Origin of the sequence: Fannyhessea vaginae DSM 15829 (genome assembly GCF_000159235.2) — a bacterium.
Lineage (GTDB): Bacteria > Actinomycetota > Coriobacteriia > Coriobacteriales > Atopobiaceae > Fannyhessea > Fannyhessea vaginae.
Map to the genome: position 1 here is coordinate 532,515 of NZ_ACGK02000001.1, position 25,484 is coordinate 557,998.

Annotated in this window: 17 protein-coding genes and 1 other RNA gene; 14 read left to right on the top strand and 4 right to left on the bottom strand. The window is 42.8% G+C overall.

The genetic code is table 11. The annotated features are described in order from the left end of the window. The first annotated feature begins 1 nt into the window (after position 1). From HMPREF0091_RS02340 to HMPREF0091_RS06115, 12 genes are all read left to right on the top strand, one after another. Positions 2–1,573 (top strand): FtsW/RodA/SpoVE family cell cycle protein, encoded by a 1,572-nt coding sequence (locus tag HMPREF0091_RS02340; RefSeq protein ID WP_006302640.1) that lies wholly within the window; start codon positions 2–4, stop codon positions 1,571–1,573. After that, complete coding sequence (murG, locus tag HMPREF0091_RS02345; RefSeq protein WP_010241436.1) at positions 1,563–2,684, top strand: undecaprenyldiphospho-muramoylpentapeptide beta-N-acetylglucosaminyltransferase; 1,122 nt, start codon at positions 1,563–1,565, stop codon at positions 2,682–2,684. The genes HMPREF0091_RS02340 and murG overlap by 11 nt, the downstream gene beginning before the upstream one ends. Positions 2,685–2,809: 125 nt before the next feature. After that, a complete protein-coding gene (gene murC, locus HMPREF0091_RS02350; RefSeq protein ID WP_006302642.1) occupies positions 2,810–4,222 on the top strand; it encodes a UDP-N-acetylmuramate--L-alanine ligase in 1,413 nt (470 codons plus the stop codon). Positions 4,223–4,231: 9 nt separating this feature from the next. Further along, positions 4,232–5,398, top strand: coding sequence for a cell division protein FtsQ/DivIB (locus HMPREF0091_RS02355; RefSeq protein ID WP_010241435.1), 1,167 nt, complete (start codon positions 4,232–4,234; stop codon positions 5,396–5,398). A 283-nt stretch (positions 5,399–5,681) separates the two neighbouring features. After that, a complete protein-coding gene (ftsZ, locus tag HMPREF0091_RS02360) occupies positions 5,682–6,815 on the top strand; it encodes a cell division protein FtsZ (protein WP_006302644.1) in 1,134 nt (377 codons plus the stop codon). Between the two features lie 15 nt (positions 6,816–6,830). Then, positions 6,831–7,640, top strand: a complete 810-nt coding sequence (locus HMPREF0091_RS02365; protein WP_006302645.1) for a polyphenol oxidase family protein — start codon at positions 6,831–6,833, stop codon at positions 7,638–7,640. Between the two features lie 18 nt (positions 7,641–7,658). Continuing rightward, on the top strand, positions 7,659–8,438 hold the full coding sequence (locus HMPREF0091_RS02370; RefSeq protein WP_006302646.1) for a YggS family pyridoxal phosphate-dependent enzyme: 780 nt from the start codon (positions 7,659–7,661) through the stop codon (positions 8,436–8,438). A gap of 55 nt (positions 8,439–8,493) precedes the next feature. Further along, positions 8,494–9,204: a cell division protein SepF gene (locus tag HMPREF0091_RS02375; RefSeq protein ID WP_010240889.1), complete on the top strand. Its 711-nt coding sequence runs from the start codon at positions 8,494–8,496 to the stop codon at positions 9,202–9,204. A 22-nt stretch (positions 9,205–9,226) separates the two neighbouring features. Next, the gene (proC, locus tag HMPREF0091_RS02380; RefSeq protein WP_006302648.1) at positions 9,227–10,159 is read left to right on the top strand and encodes a pyrroline-5-carboxylate reductase; all 933 of its coding nucleotides are present in this window, start codon (positions 9,227–9,229) and stop codon (positions 10,157–10,159) included. Further along, positions 10,159–10,431: a YggT family protein gene (locus HMPREF0091_RS02385; RefSeq protein ID WP_006302649.1), complete on the top strand. Its 273-nt coding sequence runs from the start codon at positions 10,159–10,161 to the stop codon at positions 10,429–10,431. The genes proC and HMPREF0091_RS02385 overlap by 1 nt, the downstream gene beginning before the upstream one ends. Before the next feature lie 102 nt (positions 10,432–10,533). After that, positions 10,534–11,187, top strand: a complete 654-nt coding sequence (locus HMPREF0091_RS02390; RefSeq protein ID WP_006302650.1) for a DivIVA domain-containing protein — start codon at positions 10,534–10,536, stop codon at positions 11,185–11,187. A 181-nt stretch (positions 11,188–11,368) separates the two neighbouring features. Further along, positions 11,369–14,734 (top strand): VgrG-related protein, encoded by a 3,366-nt coding sequence (locus HMPREF0091_RS06115; RefSeq protein ID WP_010240895.1) that lies wholly within the window; start codon positions 11,369–11,371, stop codon positions 14,732–14,734. A 110-nt stretch (positions 14,735–14,844) separates the two neighbouring features. Here the strand turns inward: HMPREF0091_RS06115 and rnpB are convergent. Then, positions 14,845–15,204, bottom strand: an RNA gene (gene rnpB, locus HMPREF0091_RS06125) — RNase P RNA component class A. A 206-nt stretch (positions 15,205–15,410) separates the two neighbouring features. Between rnpB and HMPREF0091_RS02405 the strand changes: the two genes are divergently transcribed. Further along, positions 15,411–15,599, top strand: a complete 189-nt coding sequence (locus HMPREF0091_RS02405) for a hypothetical protein (RefSeq protein ID WP_010240898.1) — start codon at positions 15,411–15,413, stop codon at positions 15,597–15,599. A gap of 375 nt (positions 15,600–15,974) precedes the next feature. Next, on the top strand, positions 15,975–19,514 hold the full coding sequence (gene nifJ / locus HMPREF0091_RS02410; RefSeq protein WP_035434538.1) for a pyruvate:ferredoxin (flavodoxin) oxidoreductase: 3,540 nt from the start codon (positions 15,975–15,977) through the stop codon (positions 19,512–19,514). A gap of 143 nt (positions 19,515–19,657) precedes the next feature. Here the strand turns inward: nifJ and HMPREF0091_RS02415 are convergent, their stop codons facing one another. From HMPREF0091_RS02415 to HMPREF0091_RS02425, 3 genes are all read right to left on the bottom strand, one after another. Then, positions 19,658–21,913, bottom strand: coding sequence for a HelD family protein (locus HMPREF0091_RS02415; RefSeq protein ID WP_197901505.1), 2,256 nt, complete (start codon positions 21,911–21,913; stop codon positions 19,658–19,660). A gap of 57 nt (positions 21,914–21,970) precedes the next feature. Then, positions 21,971–22,558 carry a ribosome biogenesis GTP-binding protein YihA/YsxC gene (gene yihA, locus HMPREF0091_RS02420; RefSeq protein WP_010241516.1) on the bottom strand — a complete coding sequence of 196 codons (588 nt, stop codon included), beginning with the start codon at positions 22,556–22,558 and terminating at the stop codon, positions 21,971–21,973. A 319-nt stretch (positions 22,559–22,877) separates the two neighbouring features. After that, positions 22,878–25,121 carry a BspA family leucine-rich repeat surface protein gene (locus tag HMPREF0091_RS02425; RefSeq protein WP_006302657.1) on the bottom strand — a complete coding sequence of 748 codons (2,244 nt, stop codon included), beginning with the start codon at positions 25,119–25,121 and terminating at the stop codon, positions 22,878–22,880. Positions 25,122–25,484 lie beyond the last annotated feature (363 nt).

The following is a 25,484-nucleotide window of genomic DNA, read 5'->3' on the forward strand; positions in this document are numbered from 1 at the left end:
GGTGCAAAGACAAAACGAATCCGCTCAGCGTCGCAAACGTGCATACACTAAAAGAGGTGCAGCAGCAGACCGATTTCAGTCTCAACAGCGCCCGCAAACCCTGCGTACGCGTGTTGATCGCCGCTCGCAAGCCAACATTACATCAGCGAAAGGTCAAGCACGTAACGCGCATCTGAGCTTTGTCGATAAACTTAGAAGTGTTCCTGCACGCTTTATGCAGCCACGTATATTATTTGTAACTGCGGTTACTATTTTAACGGCTGTGGGTATTCTCATGGTGTTTTCTGCCTCTTCTATCGTTGCGCTCACTAATAGTGTCCAAGGTAATAATCCTGCGTTTTATCTGCTACGTCAGTTGATTTTTTTGGCAATTGCGATTCTGTTTGCATATATAATTTCGCGTGTAGACTACCACCTTTTGCTTTTTCAGTTTTTGCCGGCAATTGCTTGTATTGTTTTCGGTCTGCTTTTGATGATTTTTATTCCCGCTATCGGTCACGGTTCGGGTGGTGCATCGCGTTGGATTTCAATTGCTGGCTTTACGTTACAGCCCTCTGAATTTGCAAAATTTGTCCTCATCCTAATTTTTGTAAGACTTACTGTAGATTATGCTTACAAAAAATATAATGTTCACTCCTACGTTAAACAATTAGTTGTATGTATAGGTATCCCTATGCTTCTTATCCTTGTTCAGCCCGACAAAGGCACCACACTTGTTTTGTGCTGTACATTTATTATCACTGCATTGTATGCAGGTATTTCGGGACGTTCGTGTCTTATGCTTATAATTGGCGGTCTTTTGGCTTTTATTGGTTTATCCCTTAAGGATGAATACTCTAGGCTGCGCCTTTTAGGTATGTTGGACCCGTGGAAAAGTCCTGATAAATTTGGATACCAACTTATTCAAGGCTTTTATGCTTTTGCGCACGGTGGCCTGTTTGGTGTAGGCGTTGGTATGGGAAAACAAAAATATGGCTATTTGCCCATGGCATATAACGACTTCATTTTTTCTGTTATCGGTGAGGAATTAGGCCTTGTAGGTGCGCTTGTTGTTTTGTGTTGTTTTGGACTTATTATGTATGCTGGTCTTAAAATTGCCGAACATGCCCCCGATCTACATGGTCAACTTATTGTTATTGCCTGCACATTTTTGTTTGCGATACAAACGCTTCTTAATATTACAGGCGTACTAGGCTTATTCCCGCTTTCTGGTAAGCCAATTCCGTTTGTTTCTTATGGTGGTTCATCCATTATTTCTAGTTTTATGCTGGTAGGGCTTGTACTTTCTGTTTCCAGAGCTTCGCATCTTCCAACCACTGCACACGATCGCGCTCGTGCCGATCTTAGCCTTGCACCCAATTTCTTGGGCGCAGGAGCGCAAGATGCTTCGGTAGAACAAGCACGCGTTGAGCAATTACCTTACCGACAAAAATTTGGTCACAAAAATACGCACGACGAACATATGCATATAACTACTAATGCGCGGGGGTTTAGGCGCATTAGTGTTGCACCTAGCGCGCGTGAGCGCCTAAGAAATGATTCATCACGAAGGAGTGATAGACGTGGCAGATAAATTATATGTTGCTCTTGCCGCGGGCGGTACTGCAGGACATATCAATCCTGCTCTTGCTCTTGCCGAAGAGCTGCGCATGCGTGGACACCGCGTTGTATTTGTTGGACAACCTACACGGCTTGAGGCTACCTTGGTTCCAGCCGCTGGCTTTGATTTTATTCCTATTCGTGTAAACGGATTTAATCGACGCCAACCCTGGACGCTTGCAAGTGCGCTTTGGCATATCTATAGGGCAGAGCATGTGTTAGCTACATATTTTAAGCATGATACGCCTGATGTTTGTGTGGGGTTTGGTGCATATGTAGAGCTTGCACTTGTTTCGTGGTGCAAAAAACATGCAGTTCCGTTAATTATTCACGAGCAAAACAGCATTGCTGGCCTTGCTAATAAGCTCGCTGCGCGCTCTGCAAAAAGTGTCTGCGTTTCATTTCCAGCGGCTCTTGAAGCGTTCAAGGGAAAAGTTGGTGCAGATACACAACTTGTAGTAACGGGAAACCCAGTTCGTCTGAGTGTTTTGCAAGCAGATCGTAAGGCTGCACGTCAAACCTACCATATTCCCGATGACGCGCTGCTTTTGGTAGTTTTTGGTGGATCGCTTGGCGCAAAACATCTCAATGAGCAAATTGTGGCGCGCAAAACCGAACTTATGTCTCATGATGGGCTTTATATTATTCAAGCTACAGGAAAAGCCGATTATCAGCAAACCTGTGCCGCGCTCAACTTAAGTGAGGACGAAAAAAAGCGCTGGCATGTGCTTGATTATATTAACGATATGGGCGAAGTTCTTGCTGCTTGTGATGTTGTTGTTTCTCGTGCAGGTGCGTCTTCTATTGCCGAGCTTGCTGCGTTAGCTAAGCCCTCAATTTTGGTTCCGTATCCTTTGGCAACTGCTGATCATCAAACAACCAATGCTCGCGGTTTGGTTGATGCGGGGGCTGCTTTTATGATTTGTGATAAAGATTTAGAAAGTACTTACTTTACCGAGCGGCTTAATTCTTTGCTCGAAAGTGCCGAATTACGCGAATCCCTAACAGCTGCTGCTAAAGGCTTAGCTCAGGATAAAGCTGCCTGTGCCCTTGCTGATCAGGTGGAGCATGCAGCGGTTATGTAACTTTAAGGCAGTCTTTGAATTGTCTCTAGATGATATATCATATATAAAAGTCTTGTCTTGTTAGTGTGGCTTTACTATACGACAAAACTTACGTGAACATATGAAGTAATAAAGGAAGAAAACGTATGATAACACCAAGTTCATCAATTAAACGTGCACACTTTGTAGGCATTGGCGGTGCAGGCATGAGCGGAATAGCGCTTGTTTTGCACGAGCGGGGGTGTTTTGTAAGCGGTTCAGATCTTAAAATGTCGTCATATGTTCGTGGTTTGCAAGATGCAGGAATTGATGTGCATATTGGTCATCACGCACAAACTATAGATGAGGTTGAGCCAGATGTTGTAGTTATTTCATCGGCTATTCCTCCTACAAATCCAGAAGTTGTTCGCGCTCGTGAGCTCAACATTGCCGTATGGCCTCGTGCAAAAATGCTCTCGTATTTATCTCATCATGCAATAACGGTTGCTGTTGCAGGCACTCATGGTAAAACAACTACCTCATCAATGGTAGCAACCATGCTTGATCATGTAGGTAAAGACCCTTCATTTTTGATTGGCGGCATTGTTGAAGAGTATAAGACCAATGGTAAAAATGGTAACGGTGGCTATTTTGTATGCGAGGCAGATGAATCAGACGGTTCGTTTTTATATCTTAACCCTGATGTAGTTGTTATTACCAATATTGAAGCTGATCACTTAGATCACTATAAAACTATGGATAACCTCGAACATACCTTCTGCGAATTCATGGATTTGGTAGGCGATGCTGGTACCATTGTAGTATGTGGTGAAAACCACCATTGCGTAGAGCTGGCTCGCTCAACAAATCGTCATGTTGTTACATATGGTTTTGATGAAACGTGTGATTACGTATGTAAACAAACTGTTCAAAGCCATAAAATCCGTAATAATTTTGTTGTGTGCGCGCCTGATGGCTCGTGCCTATCCATTAGCTTACCTGCCAATCCTGGAAAACATAATGTCTTAAATGCTACGGCAACTATGGCGGTAGCAGATGTTTTAGGTGTTAATTTACAAGATGCCGCGCACGCATTAAGTAATTTTAAGGGTGCTCATCGTCGTTTTACGCATGTAGGTGACATTGATGACATATGTGTGGTTGATGATTATGGCCATCATCCAACTGAAATCAAAGCAACACTTGCAGCTGCTAAAAATCTTGAATTTAATCGTATTGTCTGTGTGTTCCAGCCGCATCGTTACAGCCGTACACAAAACCTGCAAGACGAATTTGCACATGCGTTTGATGACGCAGATGTTTTGATTGTGACAGAGGTTTTCTCGGCAGGTGAAACGCCTATTCCTGGGGTAAATGGTATGATGCTCGCCGAAAAAATTCAAGCATCAACAAAGCATTGTGATGTAACATTTGTATCTCAAAAGAAAGACGTTGTTGCACATTTACTTTCTATCGTGCGTCCTCATGATTTAATCATTACCCAAGGTGCTGGTGACGTTACGATGATAGGACCGGCATTCCTACAAGCAAAACAAGAACAAGACACATGTGGAAAGTAGTTGAGATACGTGTCTGATAAGGTGCAAAGAAAACCAACGCCACGTGCAAAGAAGCCGCGGGCAGGCGCTCGTCCGTCTGGGCGTGTCGCTCGTGCCGTGTCTTCGCGTACAAGAGGTGCTGCTTTTCCAAGCACACGCACGGTATTTCGTGAATCATTTTTTGCTCGTCTTACAACTGGGCTTTTTAACCGCGCGAAACGTACAACAGGTAGTTTACAAACACCCACAAAAGACGGTTCATCCGTTCCCGCTTTTTTAATCTCTACTCCTTCGTCACGTACAAAAACCTCCGCAGGTGTGCGCACAGCACAGCGGAGCTCCTCATCAATGCCGAGCTCTTTCAACTTGTTAATGTGGTTTCGTGCTTTAAGCATCCAAAACGTTATTCGTTTGGTAGTCATTACAGGTATTGTTGCGTTCTTTGCGTGTATAGGTTATGTCATACTTTTGCATCTACCTGTATGTACGATAACTTCAGTTGTGGCGCATGATTCTGATCATGTTTCTGCACAAGATATAGCTCAACTGGCACAAATAGAAGATAACACAACGCTTTTCAATCTTGATGAAAAGAAAATATCGGATAGGATAAAGAAAAATCCTTGGGTATCGCAAGTCCATTTTACGCGAAAGTTTCCTAACTCGTTGGATATCAGCGTTGATGAAAAGGTAATAGACGCCTATGTTTTAATTGGTTCAAGTAATGTAGTGTGGACGCTTGGTAATGATAATGTTTGGATTGAACCAATATCGCTTGCTAAAAGTGATGACAATGTTTCGGTTAAAGAAAAAACCCTTACTAAAGCGCACGAAATGGGTGCTGTTGCATTTTGTGATTTACCTACAAGTGTAAATCCGCAACCAGGTGCTCTGGCAACCGATGAAACTATTGCTATGATTCAATCGTATCGCAAGCAATTTTCATCCGAGTTTTCTCAGATGGTGGTTGGGTATAGTGCTCCCACGCCTGATAGTATTACCTTAACGCTTACCACAGGCGTTGAAGTATCGGTTGGCAGTGCAACACAGATACCTACTAAAGAGCGCATTATTCGTGAAATCCTAGATAAATATGAGGGGAAGCTTACTTACATAAATGTTCGTGTTCCGTCAAAGCCGTCTTATCGCATGGTGCAATCTGATAGCGTAAAACAGGGTAGAGGCGTTAATTCGTAAACGTGTGTGAGGGCGAATTGTAGACAATATGTACAAAAGTTATCTCAAACCCTCAACTCTCAAGTAAACATAGGCGAGTAACAAATTTTATTTATCATGCATGTACCTGCGGAATTCACTTAACGCACATATATGTTGACAAAGCGATTTTAAGTGTGCAATTATAACGCGCTTGATATAAACACTGTATGTTAACAAGAGGTTTAGACTTTAGTATGCAGCATACGTTATGTCACGCACTAACTTGTCTATGTTTAACTCATGGCAATAACAAGGAGGAACCATGCAAGACACTGATATTTCAAGTAACTACCTTGCTGTTATTAAGGTTGTAGGCGTCGGCGGTGGCGGTACAAATGCAGTTAACCGCATGATCGAAGAAGGTATTCGCGGAGTAGAGTTTGTAGCCGTTAATACCGATGCACAGGCTTTGGCAATTTCTGATGCCGACATCAAAGTTCACATTGGCCAAGATATTACGCGTGGCCTTGGTGCAGGTGCAAACCCCGAAGTAGGGGCCGAGGCTGCTGAGGACTCTCACGATGAAATTAAACAGGCATTAGCAGGTGCCGATATGGTATTTATTACCGCAGGTGAAGGTGGCGGAACTGGCACAGGCGCAGCCCCTGTTGTTGCTGACATTGCAAAAAATGATATTGGTGCATTAACAGTTGGTGTTGTAACCAAGCCCTTTACCTTTGAGGGTCGTCCTCGTGCAAATCGCGCTATCGATGGTATTCAAGCACTTTCTGATAATGTTGATGCGCTTATCGTAATTCCTAACGATCGTTTGTTAGACGTTTCCGAGAAAAAGACCTCATTTATTGACGCTTTCCGTATGGCAGATGATGTTTTATGCCAAGGTACGCAAGGTATCACCGATCTTATTACCGTACCTGGACTTATTAACCTCGACTTTGCCGACGTTTGCACCACCATGCGCGGTGCTGGTACGGCAACTATGGGCGTTGGTTTAGCGTCAGGCGATAATCGTGCAGTTGACGCTGCGGAAGAGGCAATTTCTTCTCGTTTGCTTGAAAGCTCTATTGACGGCGCAACACGCGTTTTGCTCTCTATTGCAGGTAATAAAGACTTAGGCATCCAAGAGATTAACGATGCTGCCGATTTTGTAGCTAACGCGGTTGATCCCGAAGCAAATATTATCTTTGGTACCGTTGTTGACGAATCTTTGGGCGACCAAGTTCGCGTGACCGTTATTGCAACTGGTTTTAAAGATGTTAACTCGGCTCAAACTATGCCTACGCTTACCATGGGTTCTCGTACGCAGACCTCTTCACGTCAAAAGCCTGCTGCTTCTACTCGTACGTCTGCGCCGGCTCCTGCTCCGTCGCGTAACGCTTCTAATAACGACAAAGAATTTGACATTCCCGAATTCTTAAAACACTCCCGCTTGTAAAAAGGGGAAACGTTTATGGCATTAGCTCAGCTGGTACGTCATACCTCCCAAGGTGTTACACTGCTTGAGGATCAAAACCACCCTTATGGCGTGCACCTTGCTTTTACCGAAAGAACAGGTGGATGCTCTAAGGGTTGGTATGAGTCGCTGAATTTAGGAAGCAGAACGGGTGACGATATGGCTCATGTCAGTGAAAATCGTCTTCGTGTTCTTAAAGCCATGGGTGCTGAGCAGATGTGTTCGCGTCTTTTGGTTCCTCATCAAGTGCACGGTACGTCTGTCGTATGTGTACGTTCGTGGAGCGAACAAGAAAGCGCACGTATTAGACGTGATATTGCGCAGGGTTGCGATGCAATTATCTGTAGCGTTCCAGACGTTGCTGTTATGCTGGCTTTTGCCGATTGTGTTCCGTTAATTTTTGTTGCGCGTACTGCTTTTGCCGTTGCTCATTCAGGTTGGCGCGGTACGCGTGCACGTATTGCGCGTGTTGTTCTTCATAAACTCTGTGAACAGGCGCATTGCGGACCTCAAGACGTTTTGGTGTATGTTGGCCCACATATTGCAGCCGCAGATTACGAAGTGTCTTCAGAGCTCATTGTAGACTTTGTAACCGAGTTTGGTGATCAGGTTAAGATGGGTACGCGCAATCTTAATATGTATGCAGCTATAAGAGCTACGCTTTTAGAAGATGGTGTTGCGCCTGAGCATATATGTAATGCTGGTGTTTCTACCTATTCTCATGTTGATCGCTTTTTCTCGTATCGTAAAGAGCACGGAAAATGCGGCAGACATGCAGCGTGCGCCTATTTAGAACAACCCAAGTGAACGAGGCAAGTTTCAATCATGACGCATGATAATTGTGAACAACTTACAACCCACAGCCGTGCGACAGATGTGTTGGCAGAAGATGCGTATACCGACTTTTTGCGTGAGCGAAAAGCCTATTTAAGTGAGCGAATAACAAATGCTGTACAAAAATCTGGCCGTAGTTTAGATGACATACAGCTTTGTGCTGTTTCAAAAACGGTTGATGTACCTGAAATTTTAGCAGCATCGCGCGCCGGTTATACGCTTTTTGGCGAAAATAGACCGCAAGCGCTTCGTGATAAAGCACTATCACTTAAATCGGCTATCCAACAAGGCTCATTGCGCTTTGATATGATTGGCAATTTGCAACTTAACAAGATCAACATGGTTTTAGACAATTGTTGCCGCATACAATCGGTTTCATCATTAGAACTTGCGCGCGCACTTAATAAACATGCAGGTGCAAAGGGCTTACGTGTTTCTTGCTTGCTTGAGATCAATGTAGTAGGTGAGCTTTCTAAATCGGGTTTTTCCAGCAAAGCCTTATACGAATGTCTTGATGAGCTTATGAGCATGGAGCACATTCATATTGAAGGCTTAATGAATATGGCTCCTCGAAATGACCCCGATACTGCTCGTCGCTCATTTGTTGGACTTTATGAGCTGCATGAAGCATTGAGAGCGCAAACAGGGCTTGAGCTTTCTACGCTTTCATGTGGCATGAGCGATGATTTTGAAATTGCGCTTGAAGAAGGATCAACACTTATTAGATTAGGTAGGATCGTGTTTGATACAAACTACAAGGTTACTGCATAGGTCCTTGTACGTATAGCAAAGGTATGCTCCCTTAGTGGAGAAAGGTGGATATACCATGAGTTTATTTGACGAATTAAAAGATAGAATAAGAACTATCCGTGGTGGTCGTGACATGGATAACATGGATGATTATTACGACGATGAGGCAGAGGCTGCCCGTCGTGAAAATTCATCGGGTGTGTTGGGCAACACGCGTCGTCCTGAGGCCGAAAGCGTAAACGTTTTTACCCGTTCGGGCAGACCACTTTCACAAGCTCCACGCACCGATTATTATAACGGTCAAAGAATGCGTACACCTCAGGAAACCTATGCCGGCAATACTTCTGTGTATGCAGGACAAGATAGGTATTATCCTGCTGATCAAACAACGCAGATTCCCCAAACACACACGTATGCTCAAACAGCTCATTCGGTACTTGGTAACACAACAGGTGGGAAAACGCCTGGTGACTTAGGCCTTCGCTCAATTCCTCGTGTTCAAACCTCGGGTCAGCTTCCTCCCTATATTCTAAAGCCTGCCTCGTATGACGATGTTCAAATGGTTGTACGTCGTGTTCGCACGAATCAACCAGTTGTTTTGGTATTTAAGAATACCAATATCGAAACTGCTAAGCGGATTCTTGATTTTTGTTTAGGACTCACCTGCGGCATTTCAGGACGCGTTGATGAAGTATCAGATCGTGTGTTTGTGGTGCTTCCTCAAGGTGTGGAAATTTCAAAAGATGAGATCCTTAAGTTGATTTCACAAAGCACGATGGCGCGATAATAGGATAGTGTAGGTATATTCATTGATAGATCAAAACATTCATGCTTGTAACTGCTCTGATAGCAAAGTTCATACCAGCGCAGCAACAGCAAACGTTGCGCGCAGCCAAGGTGCTAATGAGTCTGCGACCAGCAATCAAAAAGCCGCACAACCTTGTCCTTGCTCCGTTGCACTTATTGGTGCGGGTGCTATGGGTTCTTCTATTGCTTCTGCACTGCTTGATAGTCAGGTTATACAGCCTCATATTTTAGCAATTGCCGATATTAATGCGTCTGCGCTTGATGTGTTTGAACAACGCGGTGCGCACGTTTATACAAACGCTTCCGATATGCTTGCCTCTTCGTATGATTGCGTTATTGTAGCAATAAAGCCTCAAGTATTAACGCAGGTTATAAGCCCGCTTGAGCCTGCTCTTGCTCATAAACTTGTGGTAAGTATTGCTGCTGGCGTATCGCTTGACACGCTCTCAAAGCTTTTGCCTCAAGCGCGTTTGATTCGTGTTATGCCTAATATTTGTGTTAAGTCTTTAAGCGGAGCGTGTGCTGTGTGTCCTGCCACATCGGCTACACACGAAGACGCAGCTTTGGTACACAACATGTTTTCTGCATTTGGTTGCGCTTACCTTATGAACGAGCAACAACTCGACGTTGCAGGTGTTATCTCGGGATGTGGACCGGCATTTTTTGCACTTATGATCGATGCCGTTGTTCGTAGCGGTGTTGAGTGGGGTATTCCGGCTCATGTGTGTCGCGATTTAGCACTCTACACGATGCAGGGTACCGCGCGTCAACTGTTAGACGAACATATTCATCCTCGTCAATTTATGGAACGCGTTACATCGCCAGCAGGTACCACGGCTCAAGGCTTGCGCTTTATGGAAGGCGGACTTATGGATGCTGTTTCGTGTGGAGTTGATGCCGCAATGAAGAAAACATACCAGCTCAAGGAGCACTAATGCCAAATCTGTCTTTAAAAATTGTATATATACTTTCGCAACTTATAGAAGTATATTCGTGGCTTATTATCGTTTCGGCAATTTTATCGTGGGTTCCAAATATTTCAGGCACTCAAAATTCGCTTGTTGCGGATATAAGCGAAGTTTTGCATAAAATTACTGAGCCGTACTTGAGTCTTTTTCGTAAATTTATGCCTCCACTTGGTGGAATAGATTTTTCGCCTGTTGTAGCACTTTTAGTTTTACAAATTATTAAAGATTTAATTCTGTAAATTTATAGTTAGGTTATACTAAAGAGCATAGATATATAGCATAATACCTGATATGATGATTTTATCTTTGAACATCATCAGCTTAGTCGAAAGGGAACAAAGATGGCCATTACTCCAGCTGATATAGAACACATGACATTCTCGGAAGACAAAAAACACGGCTACAATACTGACGAGGTTGATAACTTCTTAGATCAGCTTTCTGTTGAAGTAGACGCAATGCTTAAGAAAATTGCCGATCTTAAAGGTCGTCTTACAAATACCGAGCAACAGCTTGCTGCAAGTCAAGCACAGCTCGCAAGCCTTAAGCAACAGCAATCTACCCACGTAGAGGCACCTGTTGCTCCAGAGTCACCTACTCTTTCTGCTTCGGAAAAACAAATTTCACAAGTTCTTATTGTTGCTCAACAAAGCGCCGACAAACTTTTGGCAGAGGCTCGTACCAATGCAGACGCTATTCGCAACGAAGCCGATCAAAAAGCGCGCGAAGTTATTCGTCAGGCATTGGCAGAAAAGCAAACTGAACTTGATGAGATCGATCGACTTAAACAATCTCGCGAAAGTTTCCGTGGAGCTTACAAAAAGATGTTGCAACACTTTATCGATGATGCCGATTCTGTGTTTCCTCAAAAGGATGCTTCTGCCGAAGATGCCTTAAATGCACTGGATAAGAGTGCACAAGCTGCTTCGTCCTTAAACCAAGATGCTTCTAAATCTCCAGTTGCGCTCTCAGGAGACTTTGCCGACTTGGATTAGAAATCCTATGTTCGTTATATATGTTATGTTATAAGAGTAAAGCGAAGTCATTTTGCTTTACTCTTATGTATAACTATGCTTAATAATATTGAGTGCAACCTCATGCTTTGCAACAAAGACGTAATCTCTTATATAAAAGGTTTGCTATTCGGTAGTTGAATTGTGGGTAACGTTAGGACGTATGTTGAATAAACTTATTTCAAATGAACAAAACTCTTGTAAATCTGTTATGCAATCTTTCTCTCCGTTGCGGATTACGTGTAGTGTTATTACCCTAGGACTGTGTTTAACTACTGCTTCTGTTGGTGTCAATACTGCGTATGCTTCGCCTGTCCATAATCCCGCACGCCAGCAAGGCGTGTACATGCAAAGCCAAACAAATCTGCGTCACACTTCTATAACTCAAGAGCTTCCGTTTGTCGCGGCTGCCGAAGTCCGCGCTCAAAAACACCTTGATGCTTCTAGAACAGATTCAGCAAATAGTTTTGAACACACAGTGGCGCTCATGCCTTCAAGTCCAGTTTCTACAGATGATAAGTCTGTTTCCAAGCCTTCTGGCAAGCACTTTGCTTCATCCGATGCCAATACAGTCCGGGTAAATACCAAGAGTGTAGAGCGCAAGAACGGTCGTCAAGGCTCTATACAAAACGTAGGGTCTAAAGATTCAAAAGATTCTAAAGATTCAAAATCTATTCAAGATTCTAAACTTACTCAAGATGTACGTGCTCAAAATCAGATGCTTTTTGCCGATCGTAGTGCCCAAGCCCCTTACGATGTGCCTTTTAACCTGCAGTATAAATCATTTTCTTCTGAAATGACCTATTTCCAAAAATGGGAAAGTGGAAGAAATTATAATCATGGTTTTGGAGCAGGTGACTCATATAATGCACTGGGCGCGTATCAGTTTGATCGCCGTTACGGCTTAGATACGTTTATGAAGCAAGTTTATAATTACGATCCCCAAACCTTTTATATGCTGTCTGCAGTAGGTGAAAAATATAATTGGGATTTTTCAACGTATGATGTATTTGATAAAGCAAGTGGCACATTTACACAATTTGGAGATGATCTTAACCAAGCATGGCATAGTGCATATGCCGCATCACCAGATGTATTTTCTCGTTTGCAAGACTATTATGCCTATTACAACTATTACGCAGCCCCTGATGGTGTAAAAAGAAGCCTTTCATATTTTGGTGTTGATCCAGACGAACGCTCGGATAGCTTTAAGAGTTTAGTTTGGGGAATGGCAAATCTTTTTGGAAAAGGCGGAGGAATTTACAGCTTACGTGCAGGTAATTATTGGGGTTGTAATAAGTTCTTCAAGCTCGCCAATATCGATGGTTCAATGAATGACGCGCAACTGATTACTGCAATTTGTGATGCTGTTATAGATAATGTAAAAAATATTTACCCTTCTCAGCAGATATATTGGCAGGGTTGGATTAACCGCTACACCGACGAAAAAGCTCATTATCTAAGTCTTAGTATTGGATCTTGGCAGCTAGATTCACATGGATGGTATTATGTAGATTCTACGGGCAGAACTGTGAAGGGTTGGTTTAACGCAGTAAATGGCAAACGATGGTACGCGGACCCATCAACTGGTTATGCTATTTTCGGCGATTGTGTTGTGCGTGGATATCATTATTGGATAGATAGTGGTTATGGTCTGCTCTACAATTCATGGATAGATAATCAAGATGGTACACGCATGCGTACTGATGGTTTGGGCCGTCTGATAAAAGGCTGGTATAAGGATTCATCGGGTTCGTGCTTTTATTTTGATTCCAATTTTAAGATGACGTTAGGTAAAGTTAGCGTCGAAGGTAAAGACTACTGGTTAGATAAAGATAGAGGCCTTCTCTATAACGAGTGGGTAAAAGACGAATCTGGTAAGTGGCTACACACCGATGGTAATGGTTGTCTTGTTAAAGGTGGGTATCATGCACCTAACGGTAAATGGTTCTACTTTAATAAAGACTCCTACCAGATGGTAACAGGTAAACTAACCGATGATAATAAAGACTACTGGTTAGATGAAAATGCAGGACTTCTGTATGACGCATGGGTACAAGACGCTAAAGGTAATTGGCTTCACACTGACGATAACGGAGTCTTAGCAACAGGCTGGTTTAAGACCAAAAGCGGATACTGGTTCTACTTTAATCAAGACCATACTATGAAGACAGGTATCTTAACCGATAAAGGTTATACCTTTTGGTTAGATAAAAACGATGGATTACTCTATAACGAGTGGGTAAAAGACGAATCTGGCAAATGGCTTCGTACTGACGGTAACGGCTGTTTGCTTACTGGTTGGTATCATGCACCTAATGGTAAATGGTTCTACTTTAATAAAGACACCTACCAGATGGTAACAGGTAAACTAACCGATGATAATAAAGACTACTGGTTAGATGAAGATGCAGGACTTCTGTATGACGCATGGGTACAAGACGCTAAAGGTAATTGGCTTCACACCGATGATAACGGTGTCTTAGCAACAGGCTGGTTTAAGACCAAAAGCGGATACTGGTTCTACTTTAATCAAGACCATACTATGAAAACAGGTATCCTAACCGATAAAGGTTATACCTTTTGGTTAGATAAAAACGATGGATTACTCTATAACGAGTGGGTAAAAGACGAATCTGGCAAATGGCTTCACACCGATGGTAATGGTTGTCTTGTTAAAGGTTGGTATCATGCACCTAATGGTAAATGGTTCTACTTTAATAAAGACACCTATAAGATGGTAACAGGTAAACTAACCGATGATAATAAAGACTACTGGTTAGATGAAAATGCAGGACTTCTGTATGACTCTTGGATCTATACTGATGACGGTTCGTGGTTGTTTGCCGACAATAACGCATATCTTGTAAAAGGTTGGTATCATACGTCACCTACTAAGTTATTTTATTTTGATCCTGTAACGCATAAAGCCTTATTTGGTCATATAACTGTTAACGGTGAACATTTTTACGTTGATGAAAATCAAGGTCTTGACCTTGATTTATCAGATACACCTTCTGCTGAAACGCTCAAGCGATGGCTTTTGAAAACCGCCGCAGGAGAAATTGGTTATGAAGCACTTAAAGATCCAGAGGCAGGAAGTAAGTACGGACGTTGGATGGCAGAGAAAACCGATACTCCATGGCTTCGTGGCCCTTCAACGCGTGTATGGTGGTGCGCTATTTTTGTTTCTTGGTGTTTTGATCAAGCACATGTTTCATGGGATGCACTGCCTTCTTATAACTGTGATCAAATTTATTCACGTGCACTTAACGATGGAAAGTCACAAATTCTTTCAGATGTTCATGATTGTCAACCTGGTGATATAGTTCTGTATAATTTCTTAGGTGGAACGGGCTTCCAACATATTGGCATTATCGAAAGCAATAACGGATCTACTATTACTACTATTGAAGGTAATACTTCATCAGGTGAAGCGGGATCTCAACATGCGGGTAACGGTGTTTGGCGACGCACTCGTCCTTTTACACATGTTCGCGCAATTATTAGACCGTATCCGTTTGTGTAGACTCATATCCTGCGTTATAAAAGCAATGCATAGATTTCAAAGTTATCATTGTTTATGCAGCAGCGGTTGTGGTTGTGTTCATAGAGTGTTTCTGTGCGTAAATGTAGTACGTGCAAAGTGGACCTATAAGCCGGGTTCTGTCGAGAGTGACTATTTATCTAGAGAATCTGTTACCAGATTCCTCAAGCGCGCTACCCGAATGCAGATCGGGCCGATCTATTACATTCCTATTCGCGTTTGCTCCAAATGGGGCTTGCCAAGCCACGATATTGCTACCGTGCTGGTAGTCTTTTACACTACCGTTTCAGCTTTTCTCTTACATCGGCATGCGATGTGGTGGGAGTCTTCTTTTCTGCGGCGCTATCCGTCGGGTTACCCCGCCTGGTCGTTAACCAGCATTTTGCCCTGTGGAGCCCGGACTTTCCTCATATCGTAGGAAACCTACGATCCGCAGCCACTGAGTCCACTTTGCTCAAAACATTGTAACACTAAATATGAGGATTACCATACATAATGGATTCGTACTTTGAATGGGTTCAAATATGTTGGATTAGATATTGTCATATATGTATAAAATGAGTAAAGTAAGAGGGGAGTTTGTACATGTACGAACGTATAACAAGTATGAGCATCATCTACCATGTATCTATATAAACAATAGCCGTTAGGAGTGGTTATGAGCATGTCCTCGCAAGATAAAAACGCCATAACTAACAATAAACAAGAAGACTCATCCTCAAAGGATAACACCCAGCTTATTTTTAGAATTAACATGATTGCCTATGTTGTTCTCATGGTGATTTTTTACGGAATTTTTGTTATATATGCTGTTATTCCGGGTATCTCTACGTGGCTTTCTAACTAAGTTAATGATTTACGAACACATATATAAGTCTCTTATCTTAATGACTCTTGTGCATTTTAATGCTATAGCTGTCCAAAATAGTGATGACCATGAACTGGCAGATTTTACCGCTTGCGGAACGCTCGTATGCTTTATTAATTTTTTTCGTAATTTGCACTATGATAGTTACAAGTCGAGTCACTTGGGTACACTCAGGAGAGATTAAGGGTTGAGTGTTCTTTGTAAGTGCATTTCAAATAGAATAGCTCGTAAAATTAGTGCTTGCATAGTAAGTATGTTACCTAAGGTGAGAGGGAAGTATCGTGCTTTGTTGTGCGTGCGAGCGCATTTTTCGACGCTGGCTATTGACTGGATTTACATCTTGAGGGGGAGGATATGTCAAGAAAATTCAAGTCGATGGATGGTAATGAAGCAGCGGCATATGTATCGTATGCATACACAGAAGTTGCAGGCATTTATCCTATTACACCATCAAGCCCTATGGCGGATCATGTGGATATTTGGTCTGCACAAGGCATGAAAAATATTTTCGGTTCACCTGTTAAGGTAATCGAGATGGAGTCAGAGGCAGGCGCTGCAGGTACCATTCATGGTTCGCTGGGAACAGGTTCTCTGTCTACTACCTATACTGCTTCTCAGGGTTTACTTTTAATGATTCCTAACATGTATAAGATAGCAGCAGAACAGCTTCCATGCGTATTTCATGTTGCAGCACGTACGGTTGCTACGCAGGCATTGAGCATTTTTGGCGATCACTCCGACGTTATGGCGTGCCGTCAGACGGGTTTTGCTATGCTTGCCGAAACAAATCCACAAGAGGTTATGGATTTATCACCCGTTGCACATATGGCTGCAATTGAGGGTCGTGTTCCGTTCATCAATTTCTTTGACGGATTTAGAACATCTCATGAGATTCAAAAAGTATCTATGTGGGACTTTGACCAACTTAAAAGTATGTATGATTTCAGTGCGCTTCAGCGTTTTCGTGATCATGCGCTTAATTCTGAGCATCCGCATATGCGCGGTTCTCACCAAAATCCTGATATTTTCTTCCAAAATCGCGAAGCATGTAACAGCGTTTATAACAATCTTCCAAGCATTGTTGAGTCGTGCATGGATCGTATTAACAAAAAGATTGGCACTAACTACGGTCTTTTTAATTACTATGGTGATCCTTGTGCAACGCGTGTTATTGTTTGCATGGGTTCGTTCTGTGATCCTATCGAAGAAGTTATCGATTACCTGCGCGCACAAGGCGAAAAAGTAGGACTTATTAAGGTTCGTCTGTTCCGTCCGTTTGTCGTAGAGCGTTTTGGTGAGGTTTTGCCAAAAACTTGCACACATATGGCTGTTTTAGACAGAACAAAAGAGCCGGGATCTATTGGCGAGCCTCTTTACCAAGATGTTGTATCGGCTTTGTACGAGCTTGGTCGAAGCGATATTTCAATAATTGGTGGTCGTTATGGTTTGGGCTCAAAAGATACTACTCCTGCTTCGGCATTTGCGGTGTTCAACGAGCTTAAAAAAGATAATCCTCAACGTGAGTTTACTATAGGAATCGTTGATGACCTTACGCACCTCTCGCTTGAAGAGGATCCTGATTGTCCTTCAACTGCTGATCCGTCTACTATTGAATGCAAATTCTGGGGCTTGGGCGGTGATGGTACCGTTGGTGCGAATAAAAACTCTATTAAGATCATTGGTAATCATACCAACAAATATGTTCAGGCGTATTTTCAGTATGACTCCAAAAAAACGGGTGGCGTAACTGTTTCGCACTTGCGTTTTGGTGACGCTCCTATTCGCAGCTCATACTATGTAACTAAGGCAAATTTTGTTGCTTGCCATAACCCCTCTTATATTATTAAGGGCTTTAGAATGGTTCGCGACGTTAAGCCGGGTGGAACATTTTTAGTTAACTGTCAATGGGATTTTGCCGAGTTTGATCGTCATCTTAATGCTGAGGCAAAACGCTACATCTATAAGAATAAAATCAAAGTTTACCTTATCAACGCTATCGATTTAGCGCGCCAAGTTGGTATGGGTAAACGTACTAATACCGTTTTACAGTCGGCGTTCTTTGCACTTTCGGGCGTTCTGCCGTTTGATGACGCAATAAAGTACATGAAAGATGCAGCTACTAAGTCGTATTCCAAGAAGGGTCAAGCAATTGTTGAGGCAAACCATAAAGCTATCGATGCTGGTGCTTCTGCCTTTACGCAAATAGAGATTCCTGAAAGTTGGAAAGATATCCACGATGAAGTACATACAGTAGAACTTAAGGGTCGCGCCGAGATTGTTAAACAGGTGCGCACGCTCCTTAATCCTATCAATATGATGGAAGGCGATAAATTACCTGTTTCGGTCTTTAAGGAGCACGCTGACGGTCAATACGAACTAGGTACCGCAGCCTACGAAAAGCGCGGCGTTGCTGTTATGGTTCCACACTGGGATGAAACAAAATGTATTCAGTGTAATAACTGCTCATTTGTATGTCCTCATTCTACCATTCGTCCTATTGCGATGACCGAGGCAGAAGCCGCTGCAGCACCTGCTCAAATGCGTATGATCGACGCAAAAGGCAAGGGTGCCGATGGTCTTAAGTTTGCGATTGCTGTTTCGCCGCTTGATTGTATGGGCTGCACCAATTGTGTATACGTTTGTCCAAAAGATTGTCTTACGATGGTTCCCACCGAACAAGAGCTTGATCAGCAAGAAGTTTGGGATTACGCCGTTGACGAAGATAACGTTTCGGAAAAAGAGCAGCTCGAAAACACAACAATTAAAGGATCGCAATTTAAAAATCCTCACCTTGAATTCTCGGGTGCATGTGCAGGTTGCGCAGAAACAAGTTATGCGCGTTGTGTAACTCAGCTCTTTGGTAACAGAGCATTTATTTCTAATGCAACGGGTTGTTCTTCAATTTGGGGCAATCCATCCACGTGTTCGCCGTTTACGCTTAATAAAAAAGGCCAAGGACCAGCGTGGAATAATTCACTGTTCGAAGACAATGCCGAGCACGGTTTAGGTATGTTGTTGGGCTACGAAGCGCAACAAGCGCGTTTGGTAGCATCCACCAAGCAACTTATTGCATCTTCTGAAGTTTCCGATGATTTTCGTGCCGCGGCGCAGCTTTGGATAGATTCGCACAAACAAGCAGGGGACTCAGAAGTCACTGCAGCTGCTTATATTGCACAGCTTGAAAAGCTCAATTCGCCTGTAGCGCAAGACATCTTAGCCAATAAAGACTTCATGACTAAGAAATCGTTCTGGATCTTTGGTGGCGATGGTTGGGCATACGATATTGGTTTTGGCGGTCTTGACCATGTTCTTGCATCGGGTCACAACATTAACGTTTTTGTCTTTGACACTGAGCTGTACTCCAATACAGGTGGTCAAGCATCCAAAGCATCTAATCTTGGTCAGGTAGCACAATTTGCTGCAAGTGGTAAAAAAGTTTGCAAAAAGCCGCTCGGTGAGCTTGCAATGAATTATGGCTATGTCTATGTTGCTCAAGTTGCAATGGGCGCAAATCCTGCCCAAACACTTAAGGTTGTTGCAGAAGCCGAGGCCTATGATGGTCCATCGTTGATTATTGGATACTCTCCTTGCGAAATGCATTCCATTAAAGGCGGTATGGCTAACTGCCAAAACGAAATGAAACGTGCGGTTGATTGTGGATATTGGAACTTATTCCGCTTTAATCCTGCGGCTCCTAAGGGTCGTAAGTTTACGCTGGATTCAAGAGAGCCTAAGGGTGGGTATCGTGAGTTCCTTATGAACGAGTCTCGTTATGCACGCCTGACGCGGGAGTTCCCCGATCAAGCAGATGAGTTGTTTGAGAAAAACGAAGAGTCTGCAATGCAGCGCTGGGAGCATCTTGTTCGCCTGAAGGAACTGTATAAAAACGAGTAAAGTATTGTATAAAAACGAGTAGCGCGTTAAAAACTGCCGGTAAACTTTTACCGGCAGTTTGCATATACATTATGATGTTTACGATTTTATGTACACGCCCTAAGCTCATTTTTTGAGAAAAGCATGTGATTCTGTGTAAAAATCTACTTGGATTCCTGGTCATTTTTACACAAAAGAGGCGTAAGCATTCCCTGTGACACGATATCCACGCGATGTGTCGCGCGCGATAGGGCGGTGTATAAGCATCTGCGCGATACGTCTTCTTTTTCTTCTGTATCACAAGGATAGTTGGCGCTTTGTGCGTCAGCTAATATGACGTGATCAAATTCAAGTCCCTTGGCAAGTTTTAAGTTCATGATAACTACGCCATGCTGTGGCAAAATGCTGTTTGCGGTGATGCGTGTAATCGCGTGAGTTCCGTCGTGTAAGCGCTGTGCAAGCCATTTTGCGCCACGTTCTTCGCGGGTAATGATGGCACATAATTCCTGTGGATCTCGCGCGTCTACCAGCTTTTGTAAGCTTTCAACATAGGCTTTGGTATCACGTTCATCACAGCTGATAAAATGCGGTTTTTCGCCTTCCATCTGCACCGATACGATGTCGGTACCTTCGCGCGCCGAAAAAATACTCCAAAACAAATCGGTAATTTCTTTACTGGAACGATAACTCGTTGACAAGAACATGTGTTTGTATGCAATATTGGCGTGAGCTAAGACGTGCTCAATATCGGAAAAGCTACTGCGATTGATAGTGAGCGCTTGTCGCTCATCTCCCGCAAAAATAAAATGCGCACCGTGAAACGTTTGTGTAAGCACATAGAGTTGTGCTGGTGTGTAATCTTGCACTTCATCGATAACTACAAATCGTGCTCCCTTAAACGTACTATCACACAACAGCAGGTGGAGGTAATATATTTCAACCGATGTAGGGTGCTCGCGGGTAAGATTGTGTTGTGCAATATGAGCAAAATTAAGCCAACTTACGCATTTGATTGCCTCATGTGCCTCGTCATACAAATAATGAGCGTAGATACGCGCGTATTTTAAGGTATCTTCTGCAGTTTGCGGAGCGATAACCGCGTTAAAAATTTGCATTTGCTGCTCTACGTCAAGTTCACAAAGCGCGTCTTGAAAATCTTCCGTTTGAGCCAGTGCAGTAATGCGTCTGTCAAGTCGTGTATGCAACTCGTCTTTGACAAGGGCAATACGCTTGCGATTCCATCCGATAGCCCCAAACTTTTCGAGCGCCGATTTAATACTTGCCACTTTAAGTAGTACGGTGTCGCGGCACTTTATCTCTTGAATATCTTTATCGCTTATTTGTATATGTGGAAGCATGTGCTCAAGATTGTGCAGGTCTTCGATGGTGGTTGTCACACCGCTTCCATACGTAGAAAGACCAAGACGCGCTATAAATGATTTCCATGTAAATGTTTGTGGATTCTGTTCTCCTAGCTGAGGCAAAACCATATTAATATATTGAGCAAAAACATCATTGGGCGCAAAAAAGTAAATATCCTTACTGCTGAGTGTATCCTTTTGCTGGTAGAGCAGATAAGCTATGCGCTGCAGCAAAACCGAAGTTTTACCCGATCCTGCAATACCATCAATAAGCAGAGCCTCCACATCTTTGTAACGAATAATTTTGTTTTGTTCGCGCTGAATCGTGGCAGTAATTGCCTGAAGCTTTTCTGAGTGACGACGAGCAAGTGCTTGCTTCAAGAGAGCGTCCTCAATAGCGATGTCCGAATCAAAATATGCACGCAAACAATCGCGTACAATATCAAATTGTCGGCGCAAACTAAGTGTCACTTGGCGTTTTTTACCATTAACTTCGTATGTAATCAGCCCATTTTCTTGATTATAGTAGGTTTGCGCAATGGGACTTCGCCAGTCCACAACCAAAGGAATGCGGTGCTCATCGGTAATGCCAGCGGCTCCAATATACACGCTTTGTGGCGGACGTCCAGCTCGCATTTGCAAAACAACTTTGGCAAAATATGGCTGCAACAAAAGGGTATCAATGCGTTTAAGACGATCCGCGTCAAAATCGTGTTTTTGATTGTAAACGTCTATAACAGCGTTAAGAGTTTCAATTGCAGCATACGTTTCCATTGCCTCGTCATCCGAGCCAAAGTTTTGGCGGACTTCGCTTGACATTTCTTTAAGATCTTTTTGCGCGCGTTCGTGCGCTTTAATCATCTGCGCTTCTAAGGTCTTTTTCTCTTGGACGAGTTTGGCATACACGTCGTGCAGATGCTTTTCTTCTGTGCGAAAAACTTCATCTGATCGCGTATCGCTGGCGCTATTTTCCTGCGCATCTATAGCGTGTATATCTATAGTTTTGTGTTGCATGTCTTGCACATTGTCAGCTTTGCTATCTTTGTTTGTTGTTGACATGGTATTCATCGTGTCCTTACCTATAATTTTTTGCACCCGTTTTGCATAACCTGTTTATTAGCTCAGCGCATGTTCTTCGATACAGCGTCTAAGATCTGCCATACCTTCTCCTGTTTCTGCCGATGTAATGATGGTTTTATCTTGAGGAACTTCTAGTGCCTTGCAGAGCTTTGTTCGAGCAGCTAAAGCCTTAGAGTGTGTAAGCTTGTCTGCTTTGGTAAAAGCCACAACGTAGGGGAGTTCTTCGTGTATAACATAGGTAAGCATGTCTTTATCAAGCTGCTGCGCATCGATTCGTATATCTATCAAACATATGACTAAATTAAAGCTTCGATTATCCTCAAAATAGCCGCTGATCAGGCTTGACCAACGCTCACGTTCTGCTTTTGAAACCTTTGCAAACCCGTATCCGGGCAAATCTACAAAACGAATGCCGTCAACATTAAAAAAGTTAATGTTTGCCGTTTTACCAGGCTGACTGCTGGTGCGTGCAAGCGCTTTGCGTTTGAGCAATTTATTGATGAGCGATGACTTGCCAACATTTGACCTTCCACAAAAAATGATTTCGGGCGTTGTAGAGGCAGGTAATTGTTGAGCTGTTCCATATGCCGCTTCAAAATGTGCTTGTTCGTATTGAATTGCCATTGATATTCCTTTATTTTCATTCATTCTTATGGAGCTTAAAAAACATAATATATAAGCTTACCACGTACAGAGCATCAGTATCATCTGAACAAAGTTTTTATATGTCTGCGTGCGCCTCTGGTGTGGCTGGTGCATGCATAAGCCGGCACATGCGTAAGCGTTTCGCAAAAGCAATGCGCAGAGTGCGTGCTGTCTGCGTTTCTGATCCATACTACCTGCTTGTGTATAAATAAACCCACTTCGTACCTTTTACAGTTGAAGTGGGTTTAGTATTTAGCTATGCATGAGGAATAGATAAGTCTTGTCTATGAGCGTGAGCTTACCTTTGCTGGTATGCGCGAACTGCGGATGATACGCCAAATGCTCCAAGTACCAGCGATAACAGCACATATCCTGCCCAAGGAGCTGTTCCAAACAGATCGTCACCTGTTGAGGGGAGATCTTTTTGGCCGATTTGCGCACCTTTGTCAGTATTTGTATTGTCGTTCTTATAATCGGTGTTTCCGTCATTTGTCGGATTGTGAGAGTTATCGTTGTTAGCCGCGTTATGGTTGTCGGTGTCCGTACCAGTCCCTTCAGTTTGTGTACCAGTATCGGTTCCTGTGCCAGTATTATCAGTTTGTGTACCCGTGTCAGTACCAGTTGAAGTATCGGTTTGGGTACCTGAATCGCTTGTTGCGGGGTTATCTGCGCCTGTTCCCGCGTCTTTATTCCACTGTGCTGTAAGTTCAAGATCCCCATTCATTACACTTGCTGCATCTGCCGCATCGGCAAATTTCCATGTAAGATCATATGAGCTGAGCACGGGGTTCTCGGCATTGCTCAGACGAGCTTTCCAACCCGCAAATGTATAACCATCTTTTACTGGGTTTGTGGGCTTTGCAATTGTTGTACCTTCAGGAACTAACCACTCTAGTTTTTGTGTTTCGTGCTTAAACGTGTTTTCAGCACAAGGTTTATATGAATCCACATCTGCAAGTGTTCCACCGTCTAAATTAAAGGTCATTTTCCGTAGGTTGGGAGTAGTAACTATAGTACCAGGCATTACGACATTTTCTCCATCGGCTGTTGCATTTGGAGCATAGATACTTGCTACATTATCATGACCAACAAGTTGCTTTGAAGTCCAAGTAAAGCTACCAAGAGGAGCGCCTTTACGCGTCCATTTTGCTTTACCAAAGTTTGGCTCGGGGAGCGCACAGTCATATTTGAATTCAAATGGTTTACCAACGGTTAATTCTTTAAGAGCTGTATCGCCTGCAAACGTATCTTTCATTGCTTGACGCTCACCATTTGTGGCAAAGTTGTCGCCAAGTTTAAGCGTTTCAAGTGCACGCAGACCCGAGAACATATTATTAAAGTTTTCGCAGTTAGTTGTATCAAAGTTTGATACATCAAGTTCTTTGAGTACAAAATTTCCTGCGTTGGGAGCACTGGGGCTTTCATCCATAACGCCAGAAAACATGCTTTCCATAGTTTTGACCTTGCTGGTGTTAAATTTCTTTGAGAGAATAATTTTCTCAAGACAATTTGAATGCTGGAACATGCCTGCCATATCGGTAACGTTAGAGGTATCAAAGCTTGATAAGTCAAGTTCTTTTGTAGTGCCACAGTGGAAGAACGTCCATTTCATACATGTGCATTTTGCTGTATTGAACGATGAGAGATCAAAAGTGGGAACTTGGCTGCAATTCGCAAACATTGCTTCCATGTCTGTTGAGTTTTCGCAGGTAACACCTGTAAGTTTAAGTTCTGTCAGCCCGATACAATCCTTAAACATATAATACGTATAGATGGGCGACTTTAATTTATTGGGGAAAAGCGACGCATTAAATGAGGTAAGCGATGTACAATTCATAAACATATATTCCGTGCTTAATGCATTAGTATCATTGAGGTATTTTACACCGCTGGTGTCTTCTGATTTGTCGATCGTCCATGAATTGCTTTGTTTATCGTAAGTAGCACCATAGATGTGCTTAAGGTTGTTACAATCTGCAAAGAGTTTTTGAAAATTTTTCTTGTGATCATTTCCAAACGTATTATTGCTTAAAATAACTTCTTCGAGTTTATGGCAACGACCAAAAAATCTTCCGTAATCTAATAGAACGTCAGCTGGCATATTTGAAACATCGCACTTAAGTGCGGTAAGATCAGCTGTTTTAAGATTTACAGCTCTGCAATAGTTTTCGGTACGTTTGTTTTCATCATTTTTAGCGTCACCAAAAAACTTTTGGAATTCTGTTTGATTGTTATTTGTTACTTTAACAGTAACAGGAGTACCTTGTGCATTTTGTACAAATTTGATGTGTTCAGCTTCGGGAAGATGATAGACGCGCCATCCATAATCAAGCGATGAAGAATTAGAAAAACCACCAGCTTTAAGACGCACTGGGTAACTCTTTTTAGTCATCACACCATCAGTGTCATCTTTAGCGGTAACGGTAATTGTTTTAGTGGTTTCGTCCCATGCCCAATGTGCGTTGCCGTCGTCTCCTTCGTTAGGAATAACTTGGTCTGCGAGTGCTGATTGTGTAAAAAATACCGAAATCGGCAGACTCACAAATGCGCTCAGTGCAATAAAGAGAGCACCTATTATCCACAGGGGGGGGGGTGATTCTATGTTTCATAGATCTATCCTTTCAATGCTAAAATCTGAAACACTTGTATAAAAAATATAGTACCTTATTTTTGAAAATAAACTGAATAAATGAGAATTGTTATAGGGAATGTAACAATTTTATTTATTTAATTACGCTGCGTATGTACTAAGTGATGATTCCATCTTAGATTTTGTGGTTATAACAACTTATTTTGATTATGGTTCTTTTTGGCATACGCGTACAATTATTGACAGGAGCGTCTATTCCTGTAAAAATGTACAACGTACTAAGCTCCAATGGGGTTTGTGCACATTCAAACGCGC

Bases quoted from the DNA above. Each gene is read 5' to 3' on its own strand.
- HMPREF0091_RS02415 (WP_197901505.1), bottom strand. From the start codon at position 21,913: ATGTCAACAACAAACAAAGATAGCAAAGCTGACAATGTGCAAGACATG.
- HMPREF0091_RS02370 (WP_006302646.1), top strand. From the start codon at position 7,659: ATGACGCATGATAATTGTGAACAACTTACAACCCACAGCCGTGCGACA.
- yihA (WP_010241516.1), bottom strand. From the start codon at position 22,558: ATGGCAATTCAATACGAACAAGCACATTTTGAAGCGGCATATGGAACA.
- murC (WP_006302642.1), top strand. From the start codon at position 2,810: ATGATAACACCAAGTTCATCAATTAAACGTGCACACTTTGTAGGCATT.
- HMPREF0091_RS02405 (WP_010240898.1), top strand. From the start codon at position 15,411: ATGAGCATGTCCTCGCAAGATAAAAACGCCATAACTAACAATAAACAA.
- ftsZ (WP_006302644.1), top strand. From the start codon at position 5,682: ATGCAAGACACTGATATTTCAAGTAACTACCTTGCTGTTATTAAGGTT.
- HMPREF0091_RS02385 (WP_006302649.1), top strand. From the start codon at position 10,159: ATGCCAAATCTGTCTTTAAAAATTGTATATATACTTTCGCAACTTATA.
- HMPREF0091_RS06115 (WP_010240895.1), top strand. From the start codon at position 11,369: ATGTTGAATAAACTTATTTCAAATGAACAAAACTCTTGTAAATCTGTT.
- HMPREF0091_RS02365 (WP_006302645.1), top strand. From the start codon at position 6,831: ATGGCATTAGCTCAGCTGGTACGTCATACCTCCCAAGGTGTTACACTG.
- HMPREF0091_RS02375 (WP_010240889.1), top strand. From the start codon at position 8,494: ATGAGTTTATTTGACGAATTAAAAGATAGAATAAGAACTATCCGTGGT.
- HMPREF0091_RS02390 (WP_006302650.1), top strand. From the start codon at position 10,534: ATGGCCATTACTCCAGCTGATATAGAACACATGACATTCTCGGAAGAC.
- nifJ (WP_035434538.1), top strand. From the start codon at position 15,975: ATGTCAAGAAAATTCAAGTCGATGGATGGTAATGAAGCAGCGGCATAT.